This window comes from Brevundimonas mediterranea (genome assembly GCF_014196125.1).
GTDB lineage: Bacteria > Pseudomonadota > Alphaproteobacteria > Caulobacterales > Caulobacteraceae > Brevundimonas > Brevundimonas mediterranea.
The window spans coordinates 1,369,807-1,390,664 of the sequence record NZ_JACIDA010000001.1; the positions used below are offsets into that span (position 1 = coordinate 1,369,807).

The 20,858-nt window shown below is 68.2% G+C and carries 21 protein-coding genes and 1 tRNA gene; 9 read left to right on the top strand and 13 right to left on the bottom strand.

All coding sequences use genetic code 11. From position 1 onward, the window contains the following. Nucleotides 1–92: 92 nt before the first annotated feature. Nucleotides 93–812: a UTRA domain-containing protein gene (locus GGR11_RS06840; RefSeq protein ID WP_183195975.1), complete on the top strand. Its 720-nt coding sequence runs from the start codon at nt 93–95 to the stop codon at nt 810–812. On the opposite strand, the gene phnX is transcribed toward GGR11_RS06840, so the two are convergent. Together phnX and GGR11_RS06850 are read right to left on the bottom strand one after the other, a co-directional pair. Further along, entirely contained in the window at nt 809–1,618 is an 810-nt protein-coding gene (gene phnX / locus GGR11_RS06845; protein WP_183195976.1) for a phosphonoacetaldehyde hydrolase, read from the bottom strand. The two genes, GGR11_RS06840 and phnX, sit on opposite strands and share 4 nt — an antisense overlap. Then, nucleotides 1,615–2,748 carry a TIGR03364 family FAD-dependent oxidoreductase gene (locus GGR11_RS06850; RefSeq protein WP_183195977.1) on the bottom strand — a complete coding sequence of 378 codons (1,134 nt, stop codon included), beginning with the start codon at nt 2,746–2,748 and terminating at the stop codon, nt 1,615–1,617. The genes phnX and GGR11_RS06850 overlap by 4 nt, the downstream gene beginning before the upstream one ends. Nucleotides 2,749–2,821: 73 nt before the next feature. Here GGR11_RS06850 and GGR11_RS06855 point away from each other — a divergent pair, with 73 nt between their 5' ends. After that, nucleotides 2,822–4,135 carry a DUF5690 family protein gene (locus GGR11_RS06855; RefSeq protein WP_183195978.1) on the top strand — a complete coding sequence of 438 codons (1,314 nt, stop codon included), beginning with the start codon at nt 2,822–2,824 and terminating at the stop codon, nt 4,133–4,135. Between the two features lie 17 nt (nt 4,136–4,152). On the opposite strand, the gene GGR11_RS06860 is transcribed toward GGR11_RS06855, so the two are convergent. The 3 genes from GGR11_RS06860 to GGR11_RS06870 are packed head-to-tail and all read right to left on the bottom strand — an operon-like array spanning nt 4,153 to nt 8,822. Next, a complete protein-coding gene (locus tag GGR11_RS06860) occupies nt 4,153–5,277 on the bottom strand; it encodes an osmoprotectant NAGGN system M42 family peptidase (RefSeq protein ID WP_183195979.1) in 1,125 nt (374 codons plus the stop codon). Nucleotides 5,278–5,287: 10 nt separating this feature from the next. After that, nucleotides 5,288–7,057: an N-acetylglutaminylglutamine synthetase gene (gene ngg / locus GGR11_RS06865; protein ID WP_183195980.1), complete on the bottom strand. Its 1,770-nt coding sequence runs from the start codon at nt 7,055–7,057 to the stop codon at nt 5,288–5,290. Next, nucleotides 7,047–8,822: an N-acetylglutaminylglutamine amidotransferase gene (locus tag GGR11_RS06870; RefSeq protein WP_183195981.1), complete on the bottom strand. Its 1,776-nt coding sequence runs from the start codon at nt 8,820–8,822 to the stop codon at nt 7,047–7,049. The genes ngg and GGR11_RS06870 overlap by 11 nt, the downstream gene beginning before the upstream one ends. Nucleotides 8,823–8,886: 64 nt before the next feature. Between GGR11_RS06870 and GGR11_RS06875 the strand changes: the two genes are divergently transcribed. Beyond that, nucleotides 8,887–9,369, top strand: a complete 483-nt coding sequence (locus GGR11_RS06875; protein WP_183195982.1) for a MarR family winged helix-turn-helix transcriptional regulator — start codon at nt 8,887–8,889, stop codon at nt 9,367–9,369. 30 nt (nt 9,370–9,399) lie between these two features. Here GGR11_RS06875 and GGR11_RS06880 read toward each other — a convergent pair whose 3' ends face one another. Next, a complete protein-coding gene (locus tag GGR11_RS06880) occupies nt 9,400–10,242 on the bottom strand; it encodes a hypothetical protein (RefSeq protein ID WP_183195983.1) in 843 nt (280 codons plus the stop codon). Nucleotides 10,243–10,330: 88 nt separating this feature from the next. Between GGR11_RS06880 and GGR11_RS06885 the strand changes: the two genes are divergently transcribed. Continuing rightward, the gene (locus tag GGR11_RS06885; protein ID WP_183195984.1) at nt 10,331–11,740 is read left to right on the top strand and encodes an SLC13 family permease; all 1,410 of its coding nucleotides are present in this window, start codon (nt 10,331–10,333) and stop codon (nt 11,738–11,740) included. A 58-nt stretch (nt 11,741–11,798) separates the two neighbouring features. On the opposite strand, the gene GGR11_RS06890 is transcribed toward GGR11_RS06885, so the two are convergent. The 7 genes from GGR11_RS06890 to GGR11_RS06920 all read right to left on the bottom strand — a co-directional run bounded on the left by GGR11_RS06890 (nt 11,799) and on the right by GGR11_RS06920 (nt 17,173). Continuing rightward, nucleotides 11,799–11,885, bottom strand: a tRNA-Leu gene (locus tag GGR11_RS06890). Between the two features lie 48 nt (nt 11,886–11,933). Continuing rightward, nucleotides 11,934–13,385: a M20/M25/M40 family metallo-hydrolase gene (locus tag GGR11_RS06895; protein WP_183195985.1), complete on the bottom strand. Its 1,452-nt coding sequence runs from the start codon at nt 13,383–13,385 to the stop codon at nt 11,934–11,936. A gap of 43 nt (nt 13,386–13,428) precedes the next feature. Then, complete coding sequence (locus tag GGR11_RS06900) at nt 13,429–13,668, bottom strand: DUF3297 family protein (protein ID WP_008263719.1); 240 nt, start codon at nt 13,666–13,668, stop codon at nt 13,429–13,431. Nucleotides 13,669–13,969: 301 nt separating this feature from the next. Next, entirely contained in the window at nt 13,970–14,848 is an 879-nt protein-coding gene (locus GGR11_RS06905) for a MotE family protein (protein ID WP_183195986.1), read from the bottom strand. 17 nt (nt 14,849–14,865) lie between these two features. Next, on the bottom strand, nt 14,866–15,453 hold the full coding sequence (locus tag GGR11_RS06910) for a DUF6468 domain-containing protein (RefSeq protein ID WP_183195987.1): 588 nt from the start codon (nt 15,451–15,453) through the stop codon (nt 14,866–14,868). Continuing rightward, a complete protein-coding gene (gene fliM / locus GGR11_RS06915; protein WP_183195988.1) occupies nt 15,453–16,493 on the bottom strand; it encodes a flagellar motor switch protein FliM in 1,041 nt (346 codons plus the stop codon). Before fliM ends, GGR11_RS06910 begins: the two co-directional genes overlap by 1 nt. Nucleotides 16,494–16,495: 2 nt before the next feature. Further along, nucleotides 16,496–17,173: a flagellar basal body-associated FliL family protein gene (locus GGR11_RS06920; protein WP_035309203.1), complete on the bottom strand. Its 678-nt coding sequence runs from the start codon at nt 17,171–17,173 to the stop codon at nt 16,496–16,498. 178 nt (nt 17,174–17,351) lie between these two features. Between GGR11_RS06920 and flgF the strand changes: the two genes are divergently transcribed. The 5 genes from flgF (at nt 17,352) to GGR11_RS06945 (ending at nt 20,831) form a co-directional block, all read left to right on the top strand. Continuing rightward, on the top strand, nt 17,352–18,092 hold the full coding sequence (gene flgF / locus GGR11_RS06925) for a flagellar basal-body rod protein FlgF (protein WP_183195989.1): 741 nt from the start codon (nt 17,352–17,354) through the stop codon (nt 18,090–18,092). A gap of 14 nt (nt 18,093–18,106) precedes the next feature. After that, nucleotides 18,107–18,895 carry a flagellar basal-body rod protein FlgG gene (gene flgG, locus GGR11_RS06930; RefSeq protein WP_183195990.1) on the top strand — a complete coding sequence of 263 codons (789 nt, stop codon included), beginning with the start codon at nt 18,107–18,109 and terminating at the stop codon, nt 18,893–18,895. 3 nt (nt 18,896–18,898) lie between these two features. After that, nucleotides 18,899–19,510 (top strand): flagella basal body P-ring formation protein FlgA, encoded by a 612-nt coding sequence (locus GGR11_RS06935; protein WP_183195991.1) that lies wholly within the window; start codon nt 18,899–18,901, stop codon nt 19,508–19,510. Nucleotides 19,511–19,521: 11 nt separating this feature from the next. Continuing rightward, a complete protein-coding gene (flgH, locus tag GGR11_RS06940) occupies nt 19,522–20,262 on the top strand; it encodes a flagellar basal body L-ring protein FlgH (protein ID WP_183195992.1) in 741 nt (246 codons plus the stop codon). Nucleotides 20,263–20,360: 98 nt separating this feature from the next. Continuing rightward, nucleotides 20,361–20,831, top strand: a complete 471-nt coding sequence (locus GGR11_RS06945; RefSeq protein WP_183195993.1) for a hypothetical protein — start codon at nt 20,361–20,363, stop codon at nt 20,829–20,831. The last annotated feature ends 27 nt before the right edge of the window (nt 20,832–20,858 follow it).

Sequence of the window (20,858 nt, forward strand, 5' to 3'; positions counted from 1 at the left end):
CCGTCAGGGGACTGATCCGGTTCACTTGACCCCACAGACGCGACTTCTCATCCTCCGGTGGGGCGGGAATCGACCGTCGATCGAGCGATCCCATGACTCAGCCGGACAGCCTTCACTATCTCGGGGTGCGCGACGCCATCGCCACACGGATCGCGGGAGGAGAGTTGAAGCCCGGCGAACGCCTGCCCTCCGAACGTCAGTTGCAAGTGGGCGGCGGGGTGGCCCGCGGCACGATCCGGGAGGCCCTGTTCCAGCTGGAGGCCGAGGGGATCATCTATCGCAAGGACCGCAGCGGCTGGTACGTCTCGCCCCCGCCGGTGGTCTATGATCCGACCCGGTGGGAAGGCTTCATGTCCTATGTCGAGGCGCAGGGCCGCCGTGCGGAGACCGAGACCCTCAGCAAGACGGAAATCGCCTGCACCCCCGCCCTGGCCCCCATCTTCGGCCGCCCGGTCGGCGCGCCGATGTATCGCATTCGCCGACGGCGTTCAGTCGACGGCCGCGCCGTACTGGTGGAGACCATCGTCGTCGACGCGGCCCTGGCCCCGGACCTGCTCAGCCACCCGCTGGACGGTTCGCTGACCAGCGTCCTGAAGTCCGCCTATAATATCGCCGTGGCCCGCAACCGGGTGGACATGCAGCCGTGCGCCCTGACCCGCGGCGAGGCCGAGGCGCTTCAGGTCAAGTCGGGACTGCCGGGGCTGAATGTGGTCCGCACCAGTTATGACGCCCAGGGTCGAGTGGTCGAGTTCGACCGCGAATACTGGCGCCACGACGCCCTGAAGATCAGCGTCGATATCCGGGTGCGTTAGGAAAGGCCGGCGCGCCGGACCGTCTCGGCCTCCAGGGCGGGGATCAGATCGGCCACCGTGTCGATGACCAGATCGGCCCCGGCGTCACGCAGCCGGTCGGCGGCGACCTTCAACAGAACGGCGCGTTCCTCGCCGTTCAGATCGGCCAGGGCCTGGGCGGTCAGACCGACCATATTGCCGGAGACGGCTACGCCGATGGTGAAACAGCCGGCATTGCGCCCCTCGGCGACGCCCACCTCCGCATCGTCCACCTTGACCACACGCGACAGGGGCCAGACGCCCAGGTCGGCGCAGGCCTTGTAGATCATCAGCGGCGAGGGCCGCCCCTGCGGCGTCTCGTGGGCGCAGACCACCAGGTCGGGTGCGTACCCCTGAGCGGCGGCGCGCGGCAGGATCGCCTGCATCATCTCGCGGGTGTAGCCGGTGCAGGAGGCGATCTTCAGACCCTGGCTGCGCAGAAGCGCCACGGCGTCCGCGGTGCCGGGGATCAGATCCGCCGTCTCCTCGGCCAGACGGATCATCGGCGCCTGGAGTTCGGCCATGACCTGATTGACCGCATGCTGGTCCGGCGCCGCAGCGTGGGCCGCCTGCCAGGCCTGGTTGATCCGGGGCTGTTCGAACAGGGCGCGGACGTGGTCGGCCTTGGCCCGGCCCATGTCGCGGCGCGCCTCCTCTTCACTGACCGGCGCGCCGAGGACGGCGAAGGCCTCCATCAGCGCCAGCACCGGGGCGCGGCTGCCGAAATCGACCATGGTGCCGGCCCAGTCGAAAACGACCATGTCGAAGCTGTCGCGGATGGTGGTCATGGTTCGAACGTCTCCTGAAACAGGTCTGCGATCACCTCTTCGCCAAAGGCGAAGGCGGTGGAGGCGCCGTTGCCGGCGGTGATGAGGGCGAGGCGAACGCAGGGGTGCGGCGCGGCGACCAGGTCGGCGTGCGGACCGCGGGCATAGGTCCCCGTCCAGCGTTGCAGGACGGGCGGCGCGGGCCGGCCGGTGGCGGCGCGCCATTCATCCAGGATCAGTTGATCAACCGCCTCGTCGGCGAACGGATCGGGCGTGGCGGCGTCGTGATGGCTGTCGCCCACGACCAGGGCGCCATCGGCGTCCTGCACGGCGATCAAGTGGACGCCCTCGGCCAGGGCCCGGCCCTGCTCCGCCTCCAGCCGCGCGCGCAGGGCGGCGGCCTCCGGCAAGTCGGCGTAGCCGCCGTAGCGAACCAGACCCAGGTCGGACATGACCGGCGCCGGCAAGTCGAAGCCCGGCGACGCCAGCCGCATCATCTGCAACTTGCAGCGCGCCAGGCCGGCGTCGGCCAGGCAATTCGGGAACAGGCTGACCAGATCGTCTCCGGGACAGACCACCACCCGCGCGGCCTCCACGACGCCCCGGCCGGTGACGACGTGCGGCGGCTCGACCGCCTGGACGACGGTCTGACGCAGAAGCTCGACCCCGAAACGCCCCTCCAGCCACGCCGCCAGCCGCGGGATGGCCGTGCGGGAGTCCACGCGCAATTCATGGGGGCTCCAGAGGGCGGCGACCGTGTCGGGTCCGGTCGTTTCCGGCGACCGGGCCCGCGCCTCGTCCGGCGTCATCAGCCGACAGCCCTCGCCCATCTCGGTGGCCATGAAGGCTTCCAGCACGGCTGCGGCTTCGGGCCTGCGCACGGGCAGCCAGAGGCCGTGTTGCAGGATGGGCACGCCCGCCTCGCCCGCGACCTCGTCCCAGACGGCGCGGCTGCGATGCGCGCGGCGCCACACCCGGCCGCGCGGCTGGCCCGTCACGGTGACGAAACCGAAATTCCGGATCGAGGCGCCGTTCGCCTGGGCGTCGCGATCGATCACCACCACCGAAAGGCCGCGCCGTGCAGCGGCCAGGGCGCAGGCCAGGCCGACGATTCCCGCCCCTACCACGGCGACGTCGTACCGTCCCATCATCCCATCATCCTCGTCATTCAAGCGTCGCAGCAGTGGTCTAGACCACGTGGGTGCAACAGGATGATGTCAAACGATGAACCGGATGCGGCTCTGGCTGGCGAAGGCCAACCCCGTTGTCTTTGTGGCGTTCGCGGGCCTGGCGGGATTTTGCGCCTATTTCTCCATGTACGCCTTCCGCAAACCCTTCACCGCCGCGACCTTCGATGTCGTGGCCGGGTGGGATTTCGCCCTGGACTACAAGATCGCCCTCGTGATCGCGCAGGTGGCCGGCTACGCCCTGTCCAAGCTGATCGGGATCAAAGTGATCGCGGAGATGCGGCCCGAACGCCGAGCGGCCGCGATCATCCTGCTGATCGGCGTGTCCTGGATCGCTTTGGTCCTGTTCGCGGTCGTGCCTGCGCCATGGAATGTCGCGGCCCTGTTCCTCAACGGCCTGCCGCTCGGTCTGATCTGGGGCCTCGTGTTCGGTTTCATGGAGGGACGACGCACCAGCGAGGTGCTTGGGGCGATCCTGTGCGCCAGCTTCATTTTGTCTTCCGGCGTCGTGAAATCGGTCGGCAAGGCCTTGATGGAGAACTGGCAGGTCAGCGCGTTCTGGATGCCGGCGGCCGTCGGGGTGGTCTTCATGCCTCTGTTGGCCGTTTCGGTGCTGGCCCTCGCCACTCTGCCCGCGCCCAGTCCCGCTGACGAAGCCGAGCGTGTGGCGCGTCGGCCGATGATGGCCAGGGAGCGCGCCGCCTTCCTGGCCGCGCACTGGCCGGTGCTGCTTCTGCTGGTCGCCGCCTATGTGATGCTGACGGCCTTCCGCGACCTGCGCGACAACTTCGCCGCCGAAATCTGGCAGGCGCTGGGCTACGGCGACGCCGCCTCGGTCTTCACCGCCAGCGAAGGGCCGGTGGCGGCCCTGTCGCTGGTAGCGATGGGCGTGTTGATCGCGGTGAAGAACAACGGCCGGGCCCTGCTGTTCATGCACGGCGTCATTCTGGCCGGGTTCGCCATCCTGGGCGCCTCGACCCTCGCCTTTCAGCAGGGCCTGCTGTCGCCGATCGTCTGGATGATCGCCGGCGGCGCGGGCCTGTACCTCGCCTACACCCCCTTCAACGCCATGCTGTTCGACCGGATGATCGCCTATTCGGGCACGGTCGCGACTGCCGGTTTCCTGATCTATGTGGCCGACTCCACCGGCTATCTGGGCAGCGTGGCGCTGCTGCTGTTCAAGAATTTCGGCGCTGTGGACCTGCCTTGGCTGCCCTTTTTCGTGGGCGCCGCCTACGCCACCAGCCTGGCCGGCCTCATATTGGTCGGAGGCGCCGCAATCCTGTTCCTGCGAGGACGTGGAGATGGATCTCCCTCTCCCAAGGGCTCGGAGGGCCAAGAGCGCCCCTGAGGGCGACGGCGGTTAAACTAGTCGTGATCTTCATTCACCGGCTGGTGGGTGAAGCCTTTGACGCCGCTCAGCGGTTTGGCGTCGCGGCCGATCTCGACGTCGCTTTCGGCATAGGCGACCAGAAGGCGCGCCAGGTCCGTCAACGCGCTTTCGTGGATGCGTTCATAGCCGTGGCTGGCGTCGATGCCGAAGGTGACCAGAGCCGTCCGGATGTCCGCGCCGGACTCCAGTGCAGAGGCCGAGTCCGAGCGGTAATAGCGAAAGACGTCCTTCTGGTGCGGGATGTCATGCTCGCGCGCCAGCTGAACCAGTTTGCGCGACAGGTGCCAGTCGAACGGGCCCGTCTGGTCGGCCATGGCGATGGTGACGCCGAACTCGGACGAGTTCTGGCCCGGCGCGGTCGTGCCGTTGTCGACGGTGACCATGGCCGCCACGTCCGGGATCAGCACGGACGAAGCGCCCAGCCCCACCTCCTCGGCGATGGTGAACAGCCACCAGGTGTCGACCGTCGGGGTGCGCTCTTCCCGGATCATGCATTCCAGCGCGGCCAGCAGGGTGGCGACCCCCGCCTTGTCGTCCAGATGGCGCGAGACGATGAAGCCGGTGTCCATGAACTCGGGCTGGGGGTCGATGGCGACGATGTCTCCGACGTCCACGCCCAGGGCCAGAGTGTCCTTACGGCCGTGGGTCACAGCGTCGATGCGCAGTTCGACCTGGCGCCAATTCACGGGCTGGGTGTCCACCTCCTCGTTGAAGGTGTGACCCGACGCCTTCAGCGGCAGGATGGTCCCCCGATAAGCGCCGCCCTCGGAGAAGATCGTGGCCCGTGCGCCCTCGGCGAAGCGGGACGACCAGTGACCGATGGCCACCAGCTCCAGCCGGCCATTGTCCTTCACCTGTTTGACCTGGGCGCCCAGGGTGTCGACGTGGGCGACGATGGCGCGGGCGGGCTTGGCGGTCCGGCCCGGCAGCCGGGCCCGGATGGCGCCGCGCCGGGTCAGTTCGTAGGCGAGCCCGAGCCGCTCCAGCTCGCGGCACAACTGCCACACCGCCTCGTCCGTATAGCCGGTGGGGCTGGGCGTGTTCAGCAGGTCGGCGAGGCGGGACTTGAGATAATCGAGGTCGATCGCAGGACGGGCCAAGGGGCCTCCTTCAGACGTCGGCCCGGACCACGGCGCGCGCCGAGGTCGGGGCTGACAGGGGAAACAGCAGGTCGATGAAACGCTCGGCCGTCGGCTGGGGTTCGTGATTGGCCAGGCCGGGGCGTTCGTTGGCCTCGATGAAGGCGTAGTCGGGCTCGCGCGGCGACTTCACCATCAGGTCGACGCCGGTGACGGGGATGTCGATGGCGCGGGCGGCGGCGACGGCGGCGCGGATCAGTGTCGGGTGCACCTCCTCCGTCACATCATGGATTGTGCCGCCCAGGTGCAGATTGGCCGCCTTGCGCACCAGCACCTCCGCCCCCTCCGGCGCGACGTCGTCCAGCCGATACCCGGCCTCGGCCAGCGTCCGCTCGGTCTCGCCGTCGATGGGAATGGTCGATTCCCCGCCTGTGGCGGCGGCGCGGCGGCGGCTCTGGTGCTCGATCAGGGCGCGCAGGCTGGAGCGTGCGTCGCCGATGACGCGCGGCGGGCGACGCAGGGCGCAGGCCACGACCTTGTAGTCGATCACCACCAGGCGCAGGTCCTCGCCCTGGACCTGCTCCTCGATCAGCACCTCGGAACAGATGCGACGCGCGCGGACCAGGGCCGTCTGGACCTCGTTCATCGTCGTCAGGCCGACGGCGACGCCCTGGCCCTGCTCCCCCCGCGCGGGCTTCACCACCAGGGCGCCGAACCTGGCCAGGGCGGTGTCGATGGCGGACGGGTCGCCGGGGTCGATCCGCTCGGGCACGCGCACCCCGGCCGCCTCCACGATGCGCCGCGTCATCCGCTTGTCGTCGCAGATGCTGAGCGCCACGGCCGAGGTCAGCTCCGACAGGCTCTCGCGGCACCGCACCGAGCGCCCGCCCCAGTTCAGGCGGAACAGCCCGCCTTCCGCGTCGATGATCTCGGTATGGATGCCGCGCCGCCGCGCCTCGTTGACGATGATCCGGGCATAGGGGTTCAGGTCATGATCATCGGTCGGCCCGACGAACAGGGCCTCGTTGATCGGGTTCTTCCGCTTCACCCCGAAGAAGGAGACCCGGCGAAACCCCAGCTTCTCATACAGGGCGATGGCCTGATCGTTGTCGTGCATGACCGACAGGTCCATGTGGGCTAGGCCCTGGGTCTTGAAATGCTCGGCCAGACGCCGGACCAGGGCCTCGCCGACGCCCGGCTGGGTCGCCTGGGGATCGACGGCGAGACACCACAGGGACGAACCGCATTCGGGATCGTCGAAGGCGCGGACATGATTGACCCCCGTCACCGTGCCGATCACCGCTCCGGTGGTCGTGTCCTCCGCAACGAAATAGGTCAGGGTCCGGTCGTCGCGATGCGACCAGAAGAAGTCGGGCGGCACCGGCACCATCTTGCGCTTGGCGTAGATGTCGTTGACCGCCTGGGCGTCCATCTCGGACGTCAGGCGCCGGACGGTGAACCCCCTCGGCTGGCGGCGGCTGGCGCGATAGGTGGCCAGTTCCAGCCGATAGGTGTGCGACGGATCCAGAAACAGCTCCTGCGGCGCCGAGGCCAGCAGGACATGCGGATTACGGACATAGAAGGCGATGTCGCGACGATCCGGCCCCTCGGCGCGCAGGGCGTCCACCAGGGGCTCGGCCGTCTCGAAGGTCTGGGCGAACAGCAGCCGGCCCCAGCCGCAGTCCAGCACGGCGTTGGGGCTGGGCCCCTCCCCCGTCCGCACCGGCGGCTTCAGCCCCTCATGACGCAGCCGCTTGAGCCGGTGCGCCTTGGACCGTTCAGGTCGGACGTCAGACGCCATGCTGTTGCATCCACATCTCGAGCACGGCGACCTGCCACAGCTCCGACCCGCGCAGCGGCGTGATATGTTCGGTCGGATTGGCGAACAGGGTGTCCAGATAGGCCGTGTCGAACAGGCCCCGGTCGCGCGCGGCCTGATTGGTCAGGGCCTCGCGCACCATCTCCAAATACGGGCCCTGGATGTATTTCAGCGCGGGGACGGGGAAATAGCCCTTCTTGCGGTCGATCACCTCGGACGGGATCACCAGCCGGGCAGCCTCCTTCAGCACCCCCTTGCCGCCCTGGGCCAGCTTGCGCTCCGGCGGAATCCGCCCGGCCAGTTCGACCAGCTCATGGTCGAGGAAGGGCACCCGCGCCTCCAGCCCCCAGGCCATGGTCATGTTGTCGACGCGCTTCACCGGATCGTCGACCAGCATCACCTGACTGTCCAGGCGCAGGGCCTGGTCGACCGGGGTCGCCGCCCGCCCTTGCGCGAAATGGGCCTCGACCAGGGCGCGGCTGACGTCGGTGTCGGCCATGTAGGCGCCGTTCAACTGGGTCTTCAGCGTCTCATGGCTGCGGTCGAAGAAGGCCTTGGCGTAGGTCTCGACCGGATCGGTCGTCTCCAGCATCGGCGGGTACCAGTGATAGCCGGCGAAGACCTCGTCCGCCCCCTGGCCCGACTGCACCACCTTGATATGTTTCGAGACTTCCTGGCTCAGCAGATAGAAGCCGACATTGTCATAGCTGACCATCGGCTCCGACATGGCGCCTATGGTCCCCGGCAGGGCCTCCATCAGCCGCTGATGCGGCACGAAGATCTGGTGGTGCTTGGTCCCATAATGTTTGGCGATCAGGTCGGAATAGACGAACTCGTCGCCCTTCTCGCCATTGGCCTCCTCGAAGCCGACCGAGAAGGTCATCAGATCCTTCTGGCCCAGTTCCGCCAGCAGGCCGACGATCAGGCTGGAGTCGACCCCGCCCGACAGCAGGACGCCGACCGGCACATCGGCGACCATGCGGCGCTTCACCGCCTCGCGCAGACTGTCCAGCACCCGGTCGCGCCAATCCTCGGCCGTCAGGCGGGCGTCTTCGGGATGCCGGGTCATATCGGGCTGCCAATACAGGCGGTCCTTGGCCGTCCCGTCCGCCTCGATCACCCGGATCGTCGCCGGCGGAAACTTCTTCACGCCCTTCAGTATGGTGTGCGGCGGCGGCACCACGGCGTGGAAGGTCATGTAGTGGTGCAGGCCGACCGGATCGATCGTCTTGTCCACATCGCCCGCCGCCAGCAGGGCCGGCAAAGTCGAGGCGAAACGCAGCCGCTTGCCGCTCTCGGCCAGATACAGCGGCTTGATGCCGAACCGGTCGCGGGCGATCACGGTGCGGCCGGTGTCGCGTTCATGCAGGACGAAGGCGAACATGCCCTTGAACCGCTCGACGCAGGCCTCGCCCCAGGCCTTCCAGGCCTTGATGATGACCTCCGTGTCGCCATGCGAGAAGAAGCGGAAGCCCAGCCCCTGCAATTCTTCCCGCAATTCCGAGTAGTTATAGATGCAGCCGTTGAAGGCCAGGGTCACGCCCAGGTCGGCGTCGACCATCGGCTGCTGCGCCGCCTCGGACAGGTCGATGATCTTCAGCCGGCGGTGCCCCAGCCCCACCGGGCCGCGCATCACTATGCCGGACCCGTCCGGTCCACGGGGCGAGAGCGCATCCGTCATGCGTTGGACAGCGCCGGCGTCGGCCGGTCGTCCATCGAAATTGATCTCGCCGCTAAGACCGCACATGGGTCCTCCTTGAATTGTGGAAGCAGCGTGTAAAAATGGTTCGTGCACGAAAGAGTTCAACCGGATGAGCGATATTTCTCCCGACGCGGCCGAAGACCTGTCCACGTCCCTGCTCCGCTCGGTGCGGCGGATCGCCCAGGCGATCGACGTCCGGTCGCGCGAGATCGCCCGGCTGACAGGCCTGACCCTGCCGCAACTTCTTGTGCTGCAATCGATCCGCGCGATGGGCGAGGTGAGCACCAGCGCCATTTCGCGCGACGTCTCCATGTCGGCGCCCACCGTGGTGGCCGTTCTCGACAAACTGGAGGCCAAGGGGATGGTCGTTCGCTATCGGTCCAGCATCGACCGACGTGTGGTTCACGCGCGCCTGACCGAGCCTGGCCGCCAGGCGTTGGCGGCGTCGCCGGGCCTGCTGGGCCAGAATTTCACGACCCGGTTCGACGGCCTTTCGCGCATGGATCGAGAGACGATGACCGCCGCAGCGGATCGCCTCGCCACGATGATGTCCGTCCGTAGCGCCGCCCCCGAGGATCCATCCACGTCCTGACCCGGCCCCGCCGAATGGCGAAACCCGGCCTTACCCCGGCCGCCACTCGCTGAGCCCCTGGCCTTGGGCGTCCTCGAAGGCGACCCGGTCCAGTTGGACCGCGCCGATACAGACCGGACGCTGATCCGGTCCGGCGGCGCGACAACGAATGGCGCGGCCGTCGGCGAAGGCCGCCATCCGCCCCTCCAGCACCAGTCGATACCCGTTCGTCGGCGCGACCGGAGCCTGATCGCCTTCGGCGCGGACGGTGAACTCATAGGCCCGGCCGTTGCGGCGGCCGAGGCGCGAACCGTCTTCCTCGAATACGGCCGCCAGACCCACGGTCTGGGGCGAGGCCGCCGTCGCGCCGTCCGCCGCCGGATCGCTCGGAACGCCCGGACAGCCGTCCGTGTGCAACCACGGGCGCGGCAGCCAGAACCCCTCGGCCGCCTCCCAGCTGTCGGCGCCGCCCGCGACCATCGGCGAACCCGTCCAATCGGCCGGCGCCAGGGTCAGTTTCAGGCTCTTGCCCTTGTCGCCCCAGGACCAGGCGGCCAGCCCGTCGCCCCCCGTCGCCCCAACCGTCGACCGACCCGCCGGCGCGGGCCCGGCGCAGCCGAAGGCCTGACGGATGACGAAGCGGCGACCGGCCAGTGTGGCCCCGCCCGGGTCCTTGCCGGCGGCATAGGCCGAGGCCGCGACATCCATGGCCTGCAAGAGCCCGGCCCGGTCCAGCACCGGTGCGGGACCGATGGCGACGACCGGCGGCGCGCTGACGGCCGGGGCCGGCGGCGGAGCGGGGGCGGCCTCCTCCCGCTGGCAGGCGGCGAGGAAAACAAGGGACGCCGCAAGCGCGACGACCGATGGGCGAGGCGACACGGTCGGTTCCAGCATGACCTCACCCTAGCATGGGTTCGCGCTTTCGGGGGCCATCGTGCGAAAAAGGTTGACGAAAGCTGCGGAGACCGGTCTGCACAGGGTCATGACCTTCGATCAGATCGCCGCCCTGGCGGTGCTCATCGGCGTGGTCGGCGTGCTGATCCACGGCAAGCTTCGCGCCGATGTCGTCGCCCTGACTGGAGCCGCCGTCCTGCTGTTGCTGGGGGTGGTGCGGCCGGTCGAGGTGCAGAGCGCCTTCGCCAGCCCCGCTGTCATCGCCCTGGCCGGCCTGTTCGTCATCGCCTACGCCATCGAACTGTCGGGCCTGTTGGGCCTGCTGATCCGCCAGGCCACCCGACTGGCGGCCCGGATCGGGGCCATGGGCATCTGGATCGTCATCGGCCTGTGTGGAGGCGTCGGAGGTTTCCTGAACAATACGCCGGTCGTGGTCCTGGCGGCGCCGGTGATCCGCGACGTGGCCCAGTCCCTGCATCTGTCGCCCAAGCGGTTCCTGATGCCCCTCAGCCATGTGACGGTGATGGGCGGCCTGCTGACCCTGATCGGCACCTCGACCAATCTGCTGGTCAACGACATGGCGCGCAATGCGGGCCAGCCGGTCTTCGGCCTGTTCGAGATCACGCCTGTGGGTCTGTTCATCGCCGTGATCGGCGGACTGTGGCTCTATTTCGTCGGCGCCCGGCAACTTGGCCGGTCGGTGGCCAAGGACGAGGCGCAGGCCGCCCGTCTGGCCGAGATGGAAGGCGCGCGCCGCCGCGCCGAGGCGGAGGCGGCCGGAAGACGCCGTCGCGCCCTGCCCTTCGGCCTGCCGCGCCTGGGGGAATCCCGAAATCAGTCGGACGGTTCCGGCGACGCCCATCTGGGCGACGTCGCCCTGTTCGGCGCGGCGGATCGACCTTTCCGGCTTCGGCCCGCGCTGATCTCCCTGGCGATCTTTGCTCTGGTGATCGCCTCTGCCGCGCTCGGCTGGGCCCCGATCGCGGCCTCGGCCTTCGCCGGCGCTGTGGCGCTGATCCTGCTCAGGGTCATCACTCCCGAAGAGGCCTATGCCGGGCTTCGCCCCGAGATCCTGCTTCTGATCGCGGGCATGGTGGTGGTCGGCACCGCCATCGAGGTGACGGGCCTGGCTTCCGCCGGGGCGGACCGGCTGATCGACGTGATCCGGCCGATGGGGCCTCTGGGCGCGCTGATCGTGCTTTACGGCGTGACCCTGTTTGCGACGGAGCTCCTGTCCAACGCCACCGTCGCCGTGTTGATCACCCCCATCGCCGTGGCCCTGGCCGAAAGCCTGGGCGTCGATCCCCGCCCGTTCCTGGTGGGCGTGATGATGGCCGCCTCAGCCGCTTTCGCGACCCCGTTCGGCTATCAGACCAATGTGCTGGTCTTCAACATGGGCGGCTACAGCTACATGGACTTCGTCCGTGTCGGCCTGCCGCTGAACCTGGTCACCTGGGTCGCCGCGATGATCGCCATCCCGGTCTTCTTTCCGTTCTGACCCGACCAACGCGCTTCGGCGCCGGTCTGGCGGGCACGACGCATGGACCCTCAAGATCTGGTGCGGGCGGCCGGGGTCGAACCGGCAAGGACTTTCGTCCGGCAGATTTTAAGTCTGCTGCGTCTACCAGTTTCGCCACGCCCGCGAGCCGGTCCGGCTCTATAGCCAGAACCGGACCGTGTGGCCAAGCGACCTAGTGTGCGGCGGGGGTCGCTGGCGTCGTCGCCGGTTGCATGGCCCGGAAATCAACGTCGGAATCGGCGATCAGCCAGAGCAAGCCCGCCCAGGCGGCGACGTTCTGGCTCAACTGCGCCGGGTCGATCTTGTCCAGGGTGTCGTTGGCGGTGTGGTGCAGGTCGAAATAGCGGGTCCCGTCCTGCGCCAGGCCGAAGAAGGGCACGCCCAGCGGCCCCATGGGACCGACATCGACCCCGCCGTCGGTCTCGACTTCGTTCGAGGCCAGGACGCCGATCGGATAGAGGACGCGGGTCGCCGCCTTCTGGAAGTCCGAGCCCTGGGCGCCGGCCGGCAGGCGCAGCGCATAGACCCGGTCCGCGCCGAAGTCGCTTTCGCCGGCGATCAAGTGTTTCTCCAGGGCGGCGCCCTGGTTGCGGGCGTAGACGCCGCCGCCGTTGCCGGTCTGGGGCGTGGGCTGGGCCACTTCCTCGGAGCCGTAGAAGATAACCCGCAGGGTGCGCGCGGGGCGCCGGCCGCTGTCGGCGATGGCCTTGGCCGCCGCAACCGTGATGGCGCCGCCCGCCCCGTCGTCGATGGCGCCGGTGCCCAGGTCCCAGCTGTCCATGTGCGAGCCCAGCACGATGATCTCATCCGGCCGGGTCGCGCCGGGCAGGTCGCCGATGACGTTCTGGCTGTGGGTTTCATACGTGTGTGCGGTCGAGGTCAGACGCATCCGGACCGGCTCGCCCAGGGCGATCAGACGGCTGACCTGGTCGGCGTCCGGGGCGGACAGGGCGAAGGATGGGATGGTCGGCTTGCCGTCGACATAGCGGGTGGTGCCCGTGTGGGGCATGCGGTCCTCGTCCGACCCGACCGAGCGCATGACGAAGGCCGCCGCGCCCTTGGCCGCCGCCACGCCGGGACCGGCGCCGCGCACCCGGGTCTGGGCACCATAGCCCGAGCCATCCTGCATCGGGTGCATCTGACCCAGATCGACATAGACGATCTTGCCGCGAACAGCGGCGTCGGGCGCCGCCTGCAGGTCTTCCAGGCTGGAGAATCGCACCACATCCGCCTCGACCCCGCCGCGCGGCGTCGCGGGCGAATGGCCCAGGGCGGCGGCGACCAGCGACTGGGCGTACCTGCCGACGATGGCGGCCGAGCCTTCGCCCCGCTCCCAGCCGACCAGCGGGAATTCTTCGATGCGGACGTTCTGGAAGCCGTGGGCGCGCAGATAGTCGGCGGCCCAGGCGGCGGCGACCTGCTCGGACTTCGACCCGGCCGGCCGCGCGCCGAAGCGGGTGGTCAGCTGGGTGACATAGTCCAGGGCGATGTTCGACTTCAGCGCCGCGTCACGAACCGCGATGGCCCGCTCGACCGTGGCCGCATCCTGGGCCTCGGCCACAGGAGCAGAGGCGACGACAAGGCCGAGCGCGAGCGCGCTGACGGTCAGCAGACGGAAGGACATCGGCAGGCTCCAGACTCGGGGAAGAGCCGCAGCCTAGAAAGACTCAGCCGTTCTGGAAATAGGGTTCGACCAAGCCCTGAAGTTTGACGGTCAGGGCCTTGCCCTTGCGGTCCACCCGATTGCCCAGGGCCAGCCGCACCCAGCCCTCGGAGACGCAATATTCCTCGACATTGGTCTTTTCCTCGCCCTTGAAGCGAATGCCGACGCCGCGTTGCAGCACGTCCGCATCATGGAAGGGGCTGGACGGATCGACGGAAAGGCGGTCGGGGGGCGTGTCGGACATGATCGTTCGGCGGCTCGGATATCGGGAAGGCGCGGTGATAGCCGCGCCCGGCCCTCATGCCAACCGAAACCCGCCGATCAACTCAGGGAGTGGTGAACGGCGGCGGCGACCCAGATCAGTCCCGCAGCAGGCAGTCCGAGGATCAACACCCGTCGCAGACGGTGAGCGATATACAGAACCTCGCCCATCATGGCGGACACCCTCGATATGATCGTCGCCCTCTATCGGAGCGCGAGGGATATGATCCGCCAGAAGGGTTATCGTCAGGAGATCGCCAGGCTACGCATCAATGCGGATGCGCCTATTGCACCGTCTGGCGCGGCTGGGCGTCTGCAGCGGCGGCCGGCTTGTAGGGCTGGGGGCCGGCGGCGGCGGGGGCGGCCGCCGGGGTCGCCGCCGGTCGGCTGGCGGGCCGACGGGCCGGCTGGCGGGCGGCGGAACGAGGCGCAGGCCGCGCCTGGGGCGCTGTTGCGACGGCGGGCGTGGGCGAAGGCGTTGCGGCGGCCGGCTGGGCCACAGGCTGTGCGGCCGGGGTCGCGGCTTCGGCGGCGGCGGCGCGGGCGGCCATCTGCTGGGCCTGGAACCGGGCGGCCAGTTTCTCGGTCAGTTCCTTGGCCTGGGGCGCCGTCATCTGGGCCATGATGGCGGCCAGGGTGCGCGGACGCATGGCGGCGGCGACCGGCAGGCGGACCCGATCCTCCAGGCTGGCCATGACCGGGGCGGCCTCCTTGGGGCGCATGGCGGAATAGACCTGGACCAGCCGATCGATCTCGGCCTTTTCGCGCTCGTCGACCTGGCCCAGCATCTGTTTCATCTCGGCCTTCAGCGCCGCCAGGGCCTGAACCTTGGCGTCCAGCTTCTGCTCGGCGGCGACCATCAGCGGCAGGGTGGTCGCGAAATCCTGGTCGCGCGCGTCCAGTTCGGTGCGGCGCTGCGACAGCGACTGGATGATCTTCAGCTCAGCCGGCGAAATGCCCGCCTGCTGGGCCAGTTGTTCGGGCGACAGGGCGCAGGTGCCGGGCAGGGCCGGCTTGGGCGGAGCGCCGGCGGCGGCCGGCGCCTCTTCCGCCCAGGCCTTGGCGCCCTCGAACAGGCCGGGCGCGACGCCGACGGCGCGCACCGCGACAACCCCGCCAATGGCGACGGCGATCAGGGGCAGAAGGCGGGGTATGCGAGCCATGAAATGGGGTTCCGAACTCAGGCGGCGAACAGATCGTCGTCTAGATTACGACGCGCGGCGTTGAGGCTTTGTTTGGCGGAATGGTTAGCGGAGCCGACGGAGGTCAGAGCCTGGACGATGGCGGCGACATTGTCGCGACCCGCCGGCGCCCCGGCTCGCGACGTCGCGGCGGGGCCGGACATGCCCTGAATGCGCTGGGCCAGGGCGGCCATGCGCCGGGCGCGTTCGTCATCATCATTGACCACGGCGGCGGGCGAAGGCGCGGACACGACCGGCCGAATTTCGGGGCGCGGAGCCGTCTCTTCCTGTTGCAGCCGCAGCGGCGCCGCGGCGGGGGCGCGGGCGATCAGGGCTTCCAGTTGTTGCTTCACCTCGCGCGCCTTGATGATGCGGTCGTGCAGCAGGTCCGTCTCCTGGCCCGAGGCGCGCAGGGTCGCCAGGGCGGCCTCGGCGCGACCGGCGGCGGCGTTCAGCTCGGTCACCGCCTGGGCGAAGGCGACCTGGCCGGTGCGCAGGGCCGACAGCTTGCGTTCCAGCTTGATCCCGTAGCCCACCGCCGCGACGAGCAGCAGCATCAGCACCGCATCCATGATCATGCCGGTCATCAGCGGGGTCCTCTTATGCGGGCGGCGATTTCCGGGTTCACCGGGCCTTCGATGCGGACGGCGATATGCTGACCCTTGCGGCCCATTCGCCCCGTCGTCAGGGGAATGGCGCCGGCGCGGATCGAGACTTCCGAATCCGGCGTGGCGTTCAGCATCATCGTATCGCCGATCTTGAGGTTCAGCACGGTGGACAGGGGCATCATCTGCTCGTCCAGCACGGCGCGCACCTCGGTCTCGGTCGTCCAGAGCTCGGTGGCCAAGTGGCCTTCCCAGATGTTGTCGCGGCCGAACTTCTCGCCCATGAACTGCTGCAGCAGCATTTTCCGGATCGGTTCCAGCGTCGCATAGGGCAGAAGAAGCTCGATTCGCCCGCCGCGGTCTTCCATGTCGATGCGAAGCTTGATCAGGATGGCGGCGTTGGCCGGCCGGGCGATGGCGGCGAAGCGCGGATTGGTCTCCAGCCGGTCCAGGTTGAAGGTGACGGGCGTCAGGGGTTCGAAGGCCAGGCGGGCGTCGTTCAGCACCACCTCCACCATCCGCTGCACCAGCACCCGTTCGATCGTGGTGTAGGGGCGCCCTTCGATCCGCAGCGCCGCCGTGCCCCGACGCCCGCCCAGCAGCACGTCGACGATCGAATAGATCAGATTGGAATCGACCGTCAGCAGACCATAGTTGTCCAGTTCCTCGGCCCGGAACACCGCCAGGATCGCCGGCAGCGGAATCGAGTTCAGATAGTCGCCGAACCGGATCGACGAAATATTGTCCAGCGACACCTCCACGTTGTCCGAGGTGAAATTCCGCAGCGAGGTCGTCATCAACCGCACCAGGCGGTCGAACACGATCTCCAGCATCGGCAGGCGTTCGTAGGAGACGAGCGCCGAATTGATGATGGCGCGTATGCCGGACTTTTCCGAACCGTCGTCGTCGCCCAGGTCGAAGCCCAGCAGGCTGTCGATCTCGTCCTGGTTCAGGACGCGTTCGGACAGGGCGTCCGCCGGATCGCCCATGCCGCCGAAGGAATCGAGCGCCGTATCGGTCATGCCTACTGCACCAGCATTTCTTCGATCAGGACCGCGTCCACCTTGCCGGGGGCGGCGACCAGATTGACGCGGCGCAGGATCTCCGCCCGAAGCTGATAGGTGCCCGCCGAGCCGCTCAGATCCTCGGGACGCAGTTCGCGCACGAAGCCGGTGAACATGTCCTGCAGGCGCGGCATCTCGGACTGAAGATGCGTCGCCACCTCGGCGTCGTGCATCTCCAGCGTCAGCTTCAGCTTCAGGAAGGTCGGCCGGCCGTCGGCCGACTGGATGTTCATGACCATATCCGGCAGGGTGTAGAAGGTGACGCCGTCAGGCCCTTCGCTGATCTTGCCCAGAGCCGGATCGGCTTCGCCGCCTTCGGCGGGCGCGCCATGTCCGCCGCCTTCGGCCTTCTTCTCTTCCTTGCCGTGACCGCCCTTTTCCTCAGCCTTTTCCTCGCCGTGACCTGCGGCGGCGGCTTCCTCGCCATGGGCCTCGGCCGGCTTGGGCTTCATCAGGAAGAAGGCCGCCGCCCCGCCGCCGCCCAGGACCAGCAGGGCCACGGGCGCGATGATGAACAGGATCGGCAGCTTCTTTTTCTTGGGCGCGCCCTCTTCGCCCTCGGCCGCGTCCGCATCGACCGACTTGTCGGCGGGCGCATCGGCGTTCGGGTCGCCCTTCTTCTTGCCAAACTTGAACATGCGCTCGCCCCGGAGAATCTCACGGGGAGGATCGGCCCGGCTTGGTTAACGCGACGTTTACAAACGGCAGTTTTTGCCGGGCGTCACCGGCCTCCCGCCCTCTCAAACCGCCATTCCTGCTGGATTAACCCTGTTGGCACGGTCGTTGCGAGGGAGAAATCGAAGGAGCACGCCACTCGTGGAAAACGCCGCCTATATCGGATTGTCCCGTCAGATGACGCTGCGTCGCGAACTCGACATCGTGGCCAACAACGTCGCCAACGCCGACACCACCGGATTCAAGGTCGAACAGCTGATGGTCGGGACGGAAGTGGGCCAGCGCGCCCGCAACGACTCCATCCGCCCCTCGGCCAGCTTCGTGCTGGACAACGGCGTGGGCCGCGACTTCGGCCAGGGCTCAATGTCCGAGACCGGCCGCCCCCTCGACTTCGCCATCGCCGGCGAGGGCGCCTTCTTCACCGTTCGAGACGGCGCGGCCGGCGAAGCCTACACCCGCGACGGCGCCTTCACCATGGATCCGGAAGGCCGGCTGACCACCAAACAGGGTCAGGCCGTGCTGGGCGGCGGGGCGGAGATCGTGCTGGACCCCGCCCTCGGCGTCCCCTCCGTCGGCGCAGACGGCACCATCACTCAGAACGGCCAGATCACCGGGCGCCTGTCGGTCGTCCGCTTCGACACGCTCGGCGTGCTCGAAAAGGGCGGTGACGGCCTCTATCGCAACGGCTCGAACGTCCAGCCGGTCGAGGCCAACGACGTCCAGATCCATCAGGGGTCTCTGGAGGCGTCGAACGTCAATTCGCTGACCGAAATCACCAATCTCATCGAGATCAGCCGGGCCTACGAAAGCATCACCCGAATGATCGAGAACACCAATGACCTGAGCCGTCGCGCCGTCGAGCGCCTCGGCAAGGCCGCTTAAGGGAGAGCCGGACAATGCGCGCGCTCAGAACCGCAGCCTCGGGCATGGCCGCCCAACAGCTGAACGTGGAGGTCATCTCCAACAACATCGCCAACATGAACACGGTGGGCTTCAAGAAGCAGCGCGCCGAGTTCCAGGACCTGCTGTACCAGAACGTCGAACGGATGGGCGCTCAGTCGTCGAGCCAGGGCACCGTCGTTCCGACCGGCATCCAGATCGGCGCGGGCGTCAAGGCGGGCGCGGTCTATCGCGTCACCGAGCAGGGCACCCCCCAACAGACCGGCAACGACTATGACATGGCGGTCGACGGAAAGGGCTATTTCCAGATCACCCTGCCCTCGGGAGAGATCGGCTACACCCGCGCAGGCAATCTGCAGGTCAACCAGGAAGGCCAGATCGTCACCGACGACGGCTATGCGCTGGAGCCGGCCGTCACCATCCCGCAGGACGCCACCGACGTCACCATCTCCAAATCGGGCCTGGTCCAGGTGACCCAGGCCGGTCAGACCGCGCCGACGACGGTCGGCCAGATCGAACTGGCGACCTTCTTCAACGAAGCCGGTCTCGAGGCCATCGGCGACAACCTGCTGCTGGAAACGGCCGCTTCGGGCGCCGCCAACGTCGGCACGCCGGGCAGCCCCGGCTTCGGGCAAATCATGCAAGGCTACACCGAAGCCTCCAACGTCGACTCCGTGGCCGAGATCAGCGCCCTGATCATCGCCCAACGGGCCTACGAGATGAACTCCAAGGTCATCTCGACCGCCGACGAAATGCTGTCGGTGACCGCTCAGGTGAAGGGCTAAGTCATGACCCATATCCGCCGCACCCTGGTTATCGCAGCCGCTCTCGCCGCCGTTTCCAGCGCCGCATGGGCCGGACCGGTCTCGCTGAAGTCCAATCCCGTCGACGACGACGGCAATGTCACTCTGGGCGATATCTTCGACGGCGCCGGCGCGGCCGCCGGGGTGGTGGTCGCCCAGCGGGTCGGACCGTCGGTGGTGATCGAGGCCGGCCAGCTTCAGGCCCAAGCCCGCCAGGCCGGTCTGGACTGGAGCAATCCCAACGGCCTGCGTCGCGTCGCCGTCCGCCGTTCGACCGGTCCGATTTCGGCCGCCGCCGCCCAAACAGATCTTCAGGCCCCCGCCCCTCAGAACCGACCCGCCTATCGTCCGGCCGGCGGCGGACAGCAGGTCATCGCTCGCAACGACATGGTGCGCGTCACCTATCAGGTCGGCGGCGTGAACCTGAGCATCATGGGCAAGGCCATGCGCAACGCCGCGCTGGGCGAGCCCGTCGCCGTCCTCAACACCGCCTCCAACCGTGTCATCGACGCCGTGGCGTCCGGTCCGGGCCAGGCTGTCGCCGGCCCCGCCGCCGACATGGTCCGCGCCAATCCTCAACAGTTCGCCGCCCGCTAGGGAAATCCGTCATGCACAAGATCCTGATCGTCGCCGCCGTCTCCGCCGCCGCCTCGCTCGGCGCCTGCTCCACCGCCATTGAGGCCGTGCGTGGCCCTGAACTGGCCCCCATCGGCTATCCGGCTGCGCTTGTGCCTGTGCAACAGGCCTATATGGCCGGCCCCGGCCTGCGTCAGGAAGCGACCCCCGCCAGCGCCAACAGCCTGTGGCGCGTCGGCGCCCGCACCTTCTTCGGCGATCAACGCGCGCGTCACGTCGGAGACATCCTGACGGTCAAGATCGATATCGACGACCGGGCCCAGACCCAGAATTCGACCCAGAGAGCGCGGTCGAACGACTCCTCGACCGGGGTCTCCAACTTCTTCGGCCTGGAAAACAGCCTGGGCCGCGTCTTCCCCGGCGGCTTCGACCCGGCCAACATGGTCGGGCTGGAGGGAAAGACCAACGCCGCCGGTTCTGGTTCGGTCAACCGCTCGGAAAAGGTCTCCCTGACCGTCGCCGCCGTGGTCACCGACGTCCTGGCCAATGGCAACATGGTGATCCAGGGTCGGCAGGAAGTGCGCACCAATCGCGAAGTCCGCGAACTGACCGTCGCCGGCATCGTGCGACCCGAGGACATCTCGTCGGCCAATTCGATCAATCACACCCAGATCGCCGAGGCCCGCATCTCCTACGGCGGTCGTGGCGACATCAGCCGGATGCAGGCGACGCCGGCCGCCCAGAGCCTGGTCGAGCGGTTCAGCCCGTTCTGATCCACTGATGCCGCTTGGCCACAGGACGACGGCGGCTCAAGCCGAGCCGTGAACCCTTGATGCGTAACCGCGTTTGTTCGTCAGACGCGAGTATTCACATGTTCAAGGTTCTGATCCCCGCCGCCGCCGCTGTCGCCCTGGTCGCCTTCGCCGCCAGGACGCAACCGCTCGACGCCTTCCCACCCGTCGAGACGCCGACGATGAGCTGGCATCTGAGCCATGAAGGCGCGATGGCCAAGCTGGCCTATGGAGTCGAGAACTCGGACCAGCTGGCCCTGATGGTCACCTGTTCCCCCGGCGACGCCGCCGCCGTGGTCTATGGCGACGTCCAGCCGGATACGCCGCGTCTGATCGCGGCCTCTCACGGCCCTGCGCCCCTGGATCCCATGAGCGGCGGAGACGCCACGGAAGCTCGCCTCTCCCTGCAGGACGCCAGCCTGACGGGGCTGGCTTCGCACGGCGCGATGCGCGTGCAGGGCGATTCCGGGCGGTTCGTCCTGAAGGCCGGCCCGGATGAGCGCCGGATGATCGCGGGCTTCCTTTCCTATTGCGGATCATCACGCGCTTGACGAAATGGGTGGAGACGCCATTTCGCG

Bases quoted from the DNA above. Each gene is read 5' to 3' on its own strand.
- GGR11_RS06905 (WP_183195986.1), bottom strand. From the start codon at position 14,848: ATGGCTCGCATACCCCGCCTTCTGCCCCTGATCGCCGTCGCCATTGGC.
- flgG (WP_183195990.1), top strand. From the start codon at position 18,107: ATGCGCGCGCTCAGAACCGCAGCCTCGGGCATGGCCGCCCAACAGCTG.
- GGR11_RS06840 (WP_183195975.1), top strand. From the start codon at position 93: ATGACTCAGCCGGACAGCCTTCACTATCTCGGGGTGCGCGACGCCATC.
- GGR11_RS06945 (WP_183195993.1), top strand. From the start codon at position 20,361: ATGTTCAAGGTTCTGATCCCCGCCGCCGCCGCTGTCGCCCTGGTCGCC.
- flgH (WP_183195992.1), top strand. From the start codon at position 19,522: ATGCACAAGATCCTGATCGTCGCCGCCGTCTCCGCCGCCGCCTCGCTC.
- GGR11_RS06935 (WP_183195991.1), top strand. From the start codon at position 18,899: ATGACCCATATCCGCCGCACCCTGGTTATCGCAGCCGCTCTCGCCGCC.
- phnX (WP_183195976.1), bottom strand. From the start codon at position 1,618: ATGACCACCATCCGCGACAGCTTCGACATGGTCGTTTTCGACTGGGCC.
- GGR11_RS06895 (WP_183195985.1), bottom strand. From the start codon at position 13,385: ATGTCCTTCCGTCTGCTGACCGTCAGCGCGCTCGCGCTCGGCCTTGTC.
- GGR11_RS06920 (WP_035309203.1), bottom strand. From the start codon at position 17,173: ATGTTCAAGTTTGGCAAGAAGAAGGGCGACCCGAACGCCGATGCGCCC.
- GGR11_RS06870 (WP_183195981.1), bottom strand. From the start codon at position 8,822: ATGTGCGGTCTTAGCGGCGAGATCAATTTCGATGGACGACCGGCCGAC.
- ngg (WP_183195980.1), bottom strand. From the start codon at position 7,057: ATGGCGTCTGACGTCCGACCTGAACGGTCCAAGGCGCACCGGCTCAAG.
- GGR11_RS06875 (WP_183195982.1), top strand. From the start codon at position 8,887: ATGAGCGATATTTCTCCCGACGCGGCCGAAGACCTGTCCACGTCCCTG.
- GGR11_RS06885 (WP_183195984.1), top strand. From the start codon at position 10,331: ATGACCTTCGATCAGATCGCCGCCCTGGCGGTGCTCATCGGCGTGGTC.
- fliM (WP_183195988.1), bottom strand. From the start codon at position 16,493: ATGACCGATACGGCGCTCGATTCCTTCGGCGGCATGGGCGATCCGGCG.
- GGR11_RS06900 (WP_008263719.1), bottom strand. From the start codon at position 13,668: ATGTCCGACACGCCCCCCGACCGCCTTTCCGTCGATCCGTCCAGCCCC.
- GGR11_RS06850 (WP_183195977.1), bottom strand. From the start codon at position 2,748: ATGATGGGACGGTACGACGTCGCCGTGGTAGGGGCGGGAATCGTCGGC.
- GGR11_RS06910 (WP_183195987.1), bottom strand. From the start codon at position 15,453: ATGACCGGCATGATCATGGATGCGGTGCTGATGCTGCTGCTCGTCGCG.
- GGR11_RS06880 (WP_183195983.1), bottom strand. From the start codon at position 10,242: ATGCTGGAACCGACCGTGTCGCCTCGCCCATCGGTCGTCGCGCTTGCG.
- GGR11_RS06855 (WP_183195978.1), top strand. From the start codon at position 2,822: ATGAACCGGATGCGGCTCTGGCTGGCGAAGGCCAACCCCGTTGTCTTT.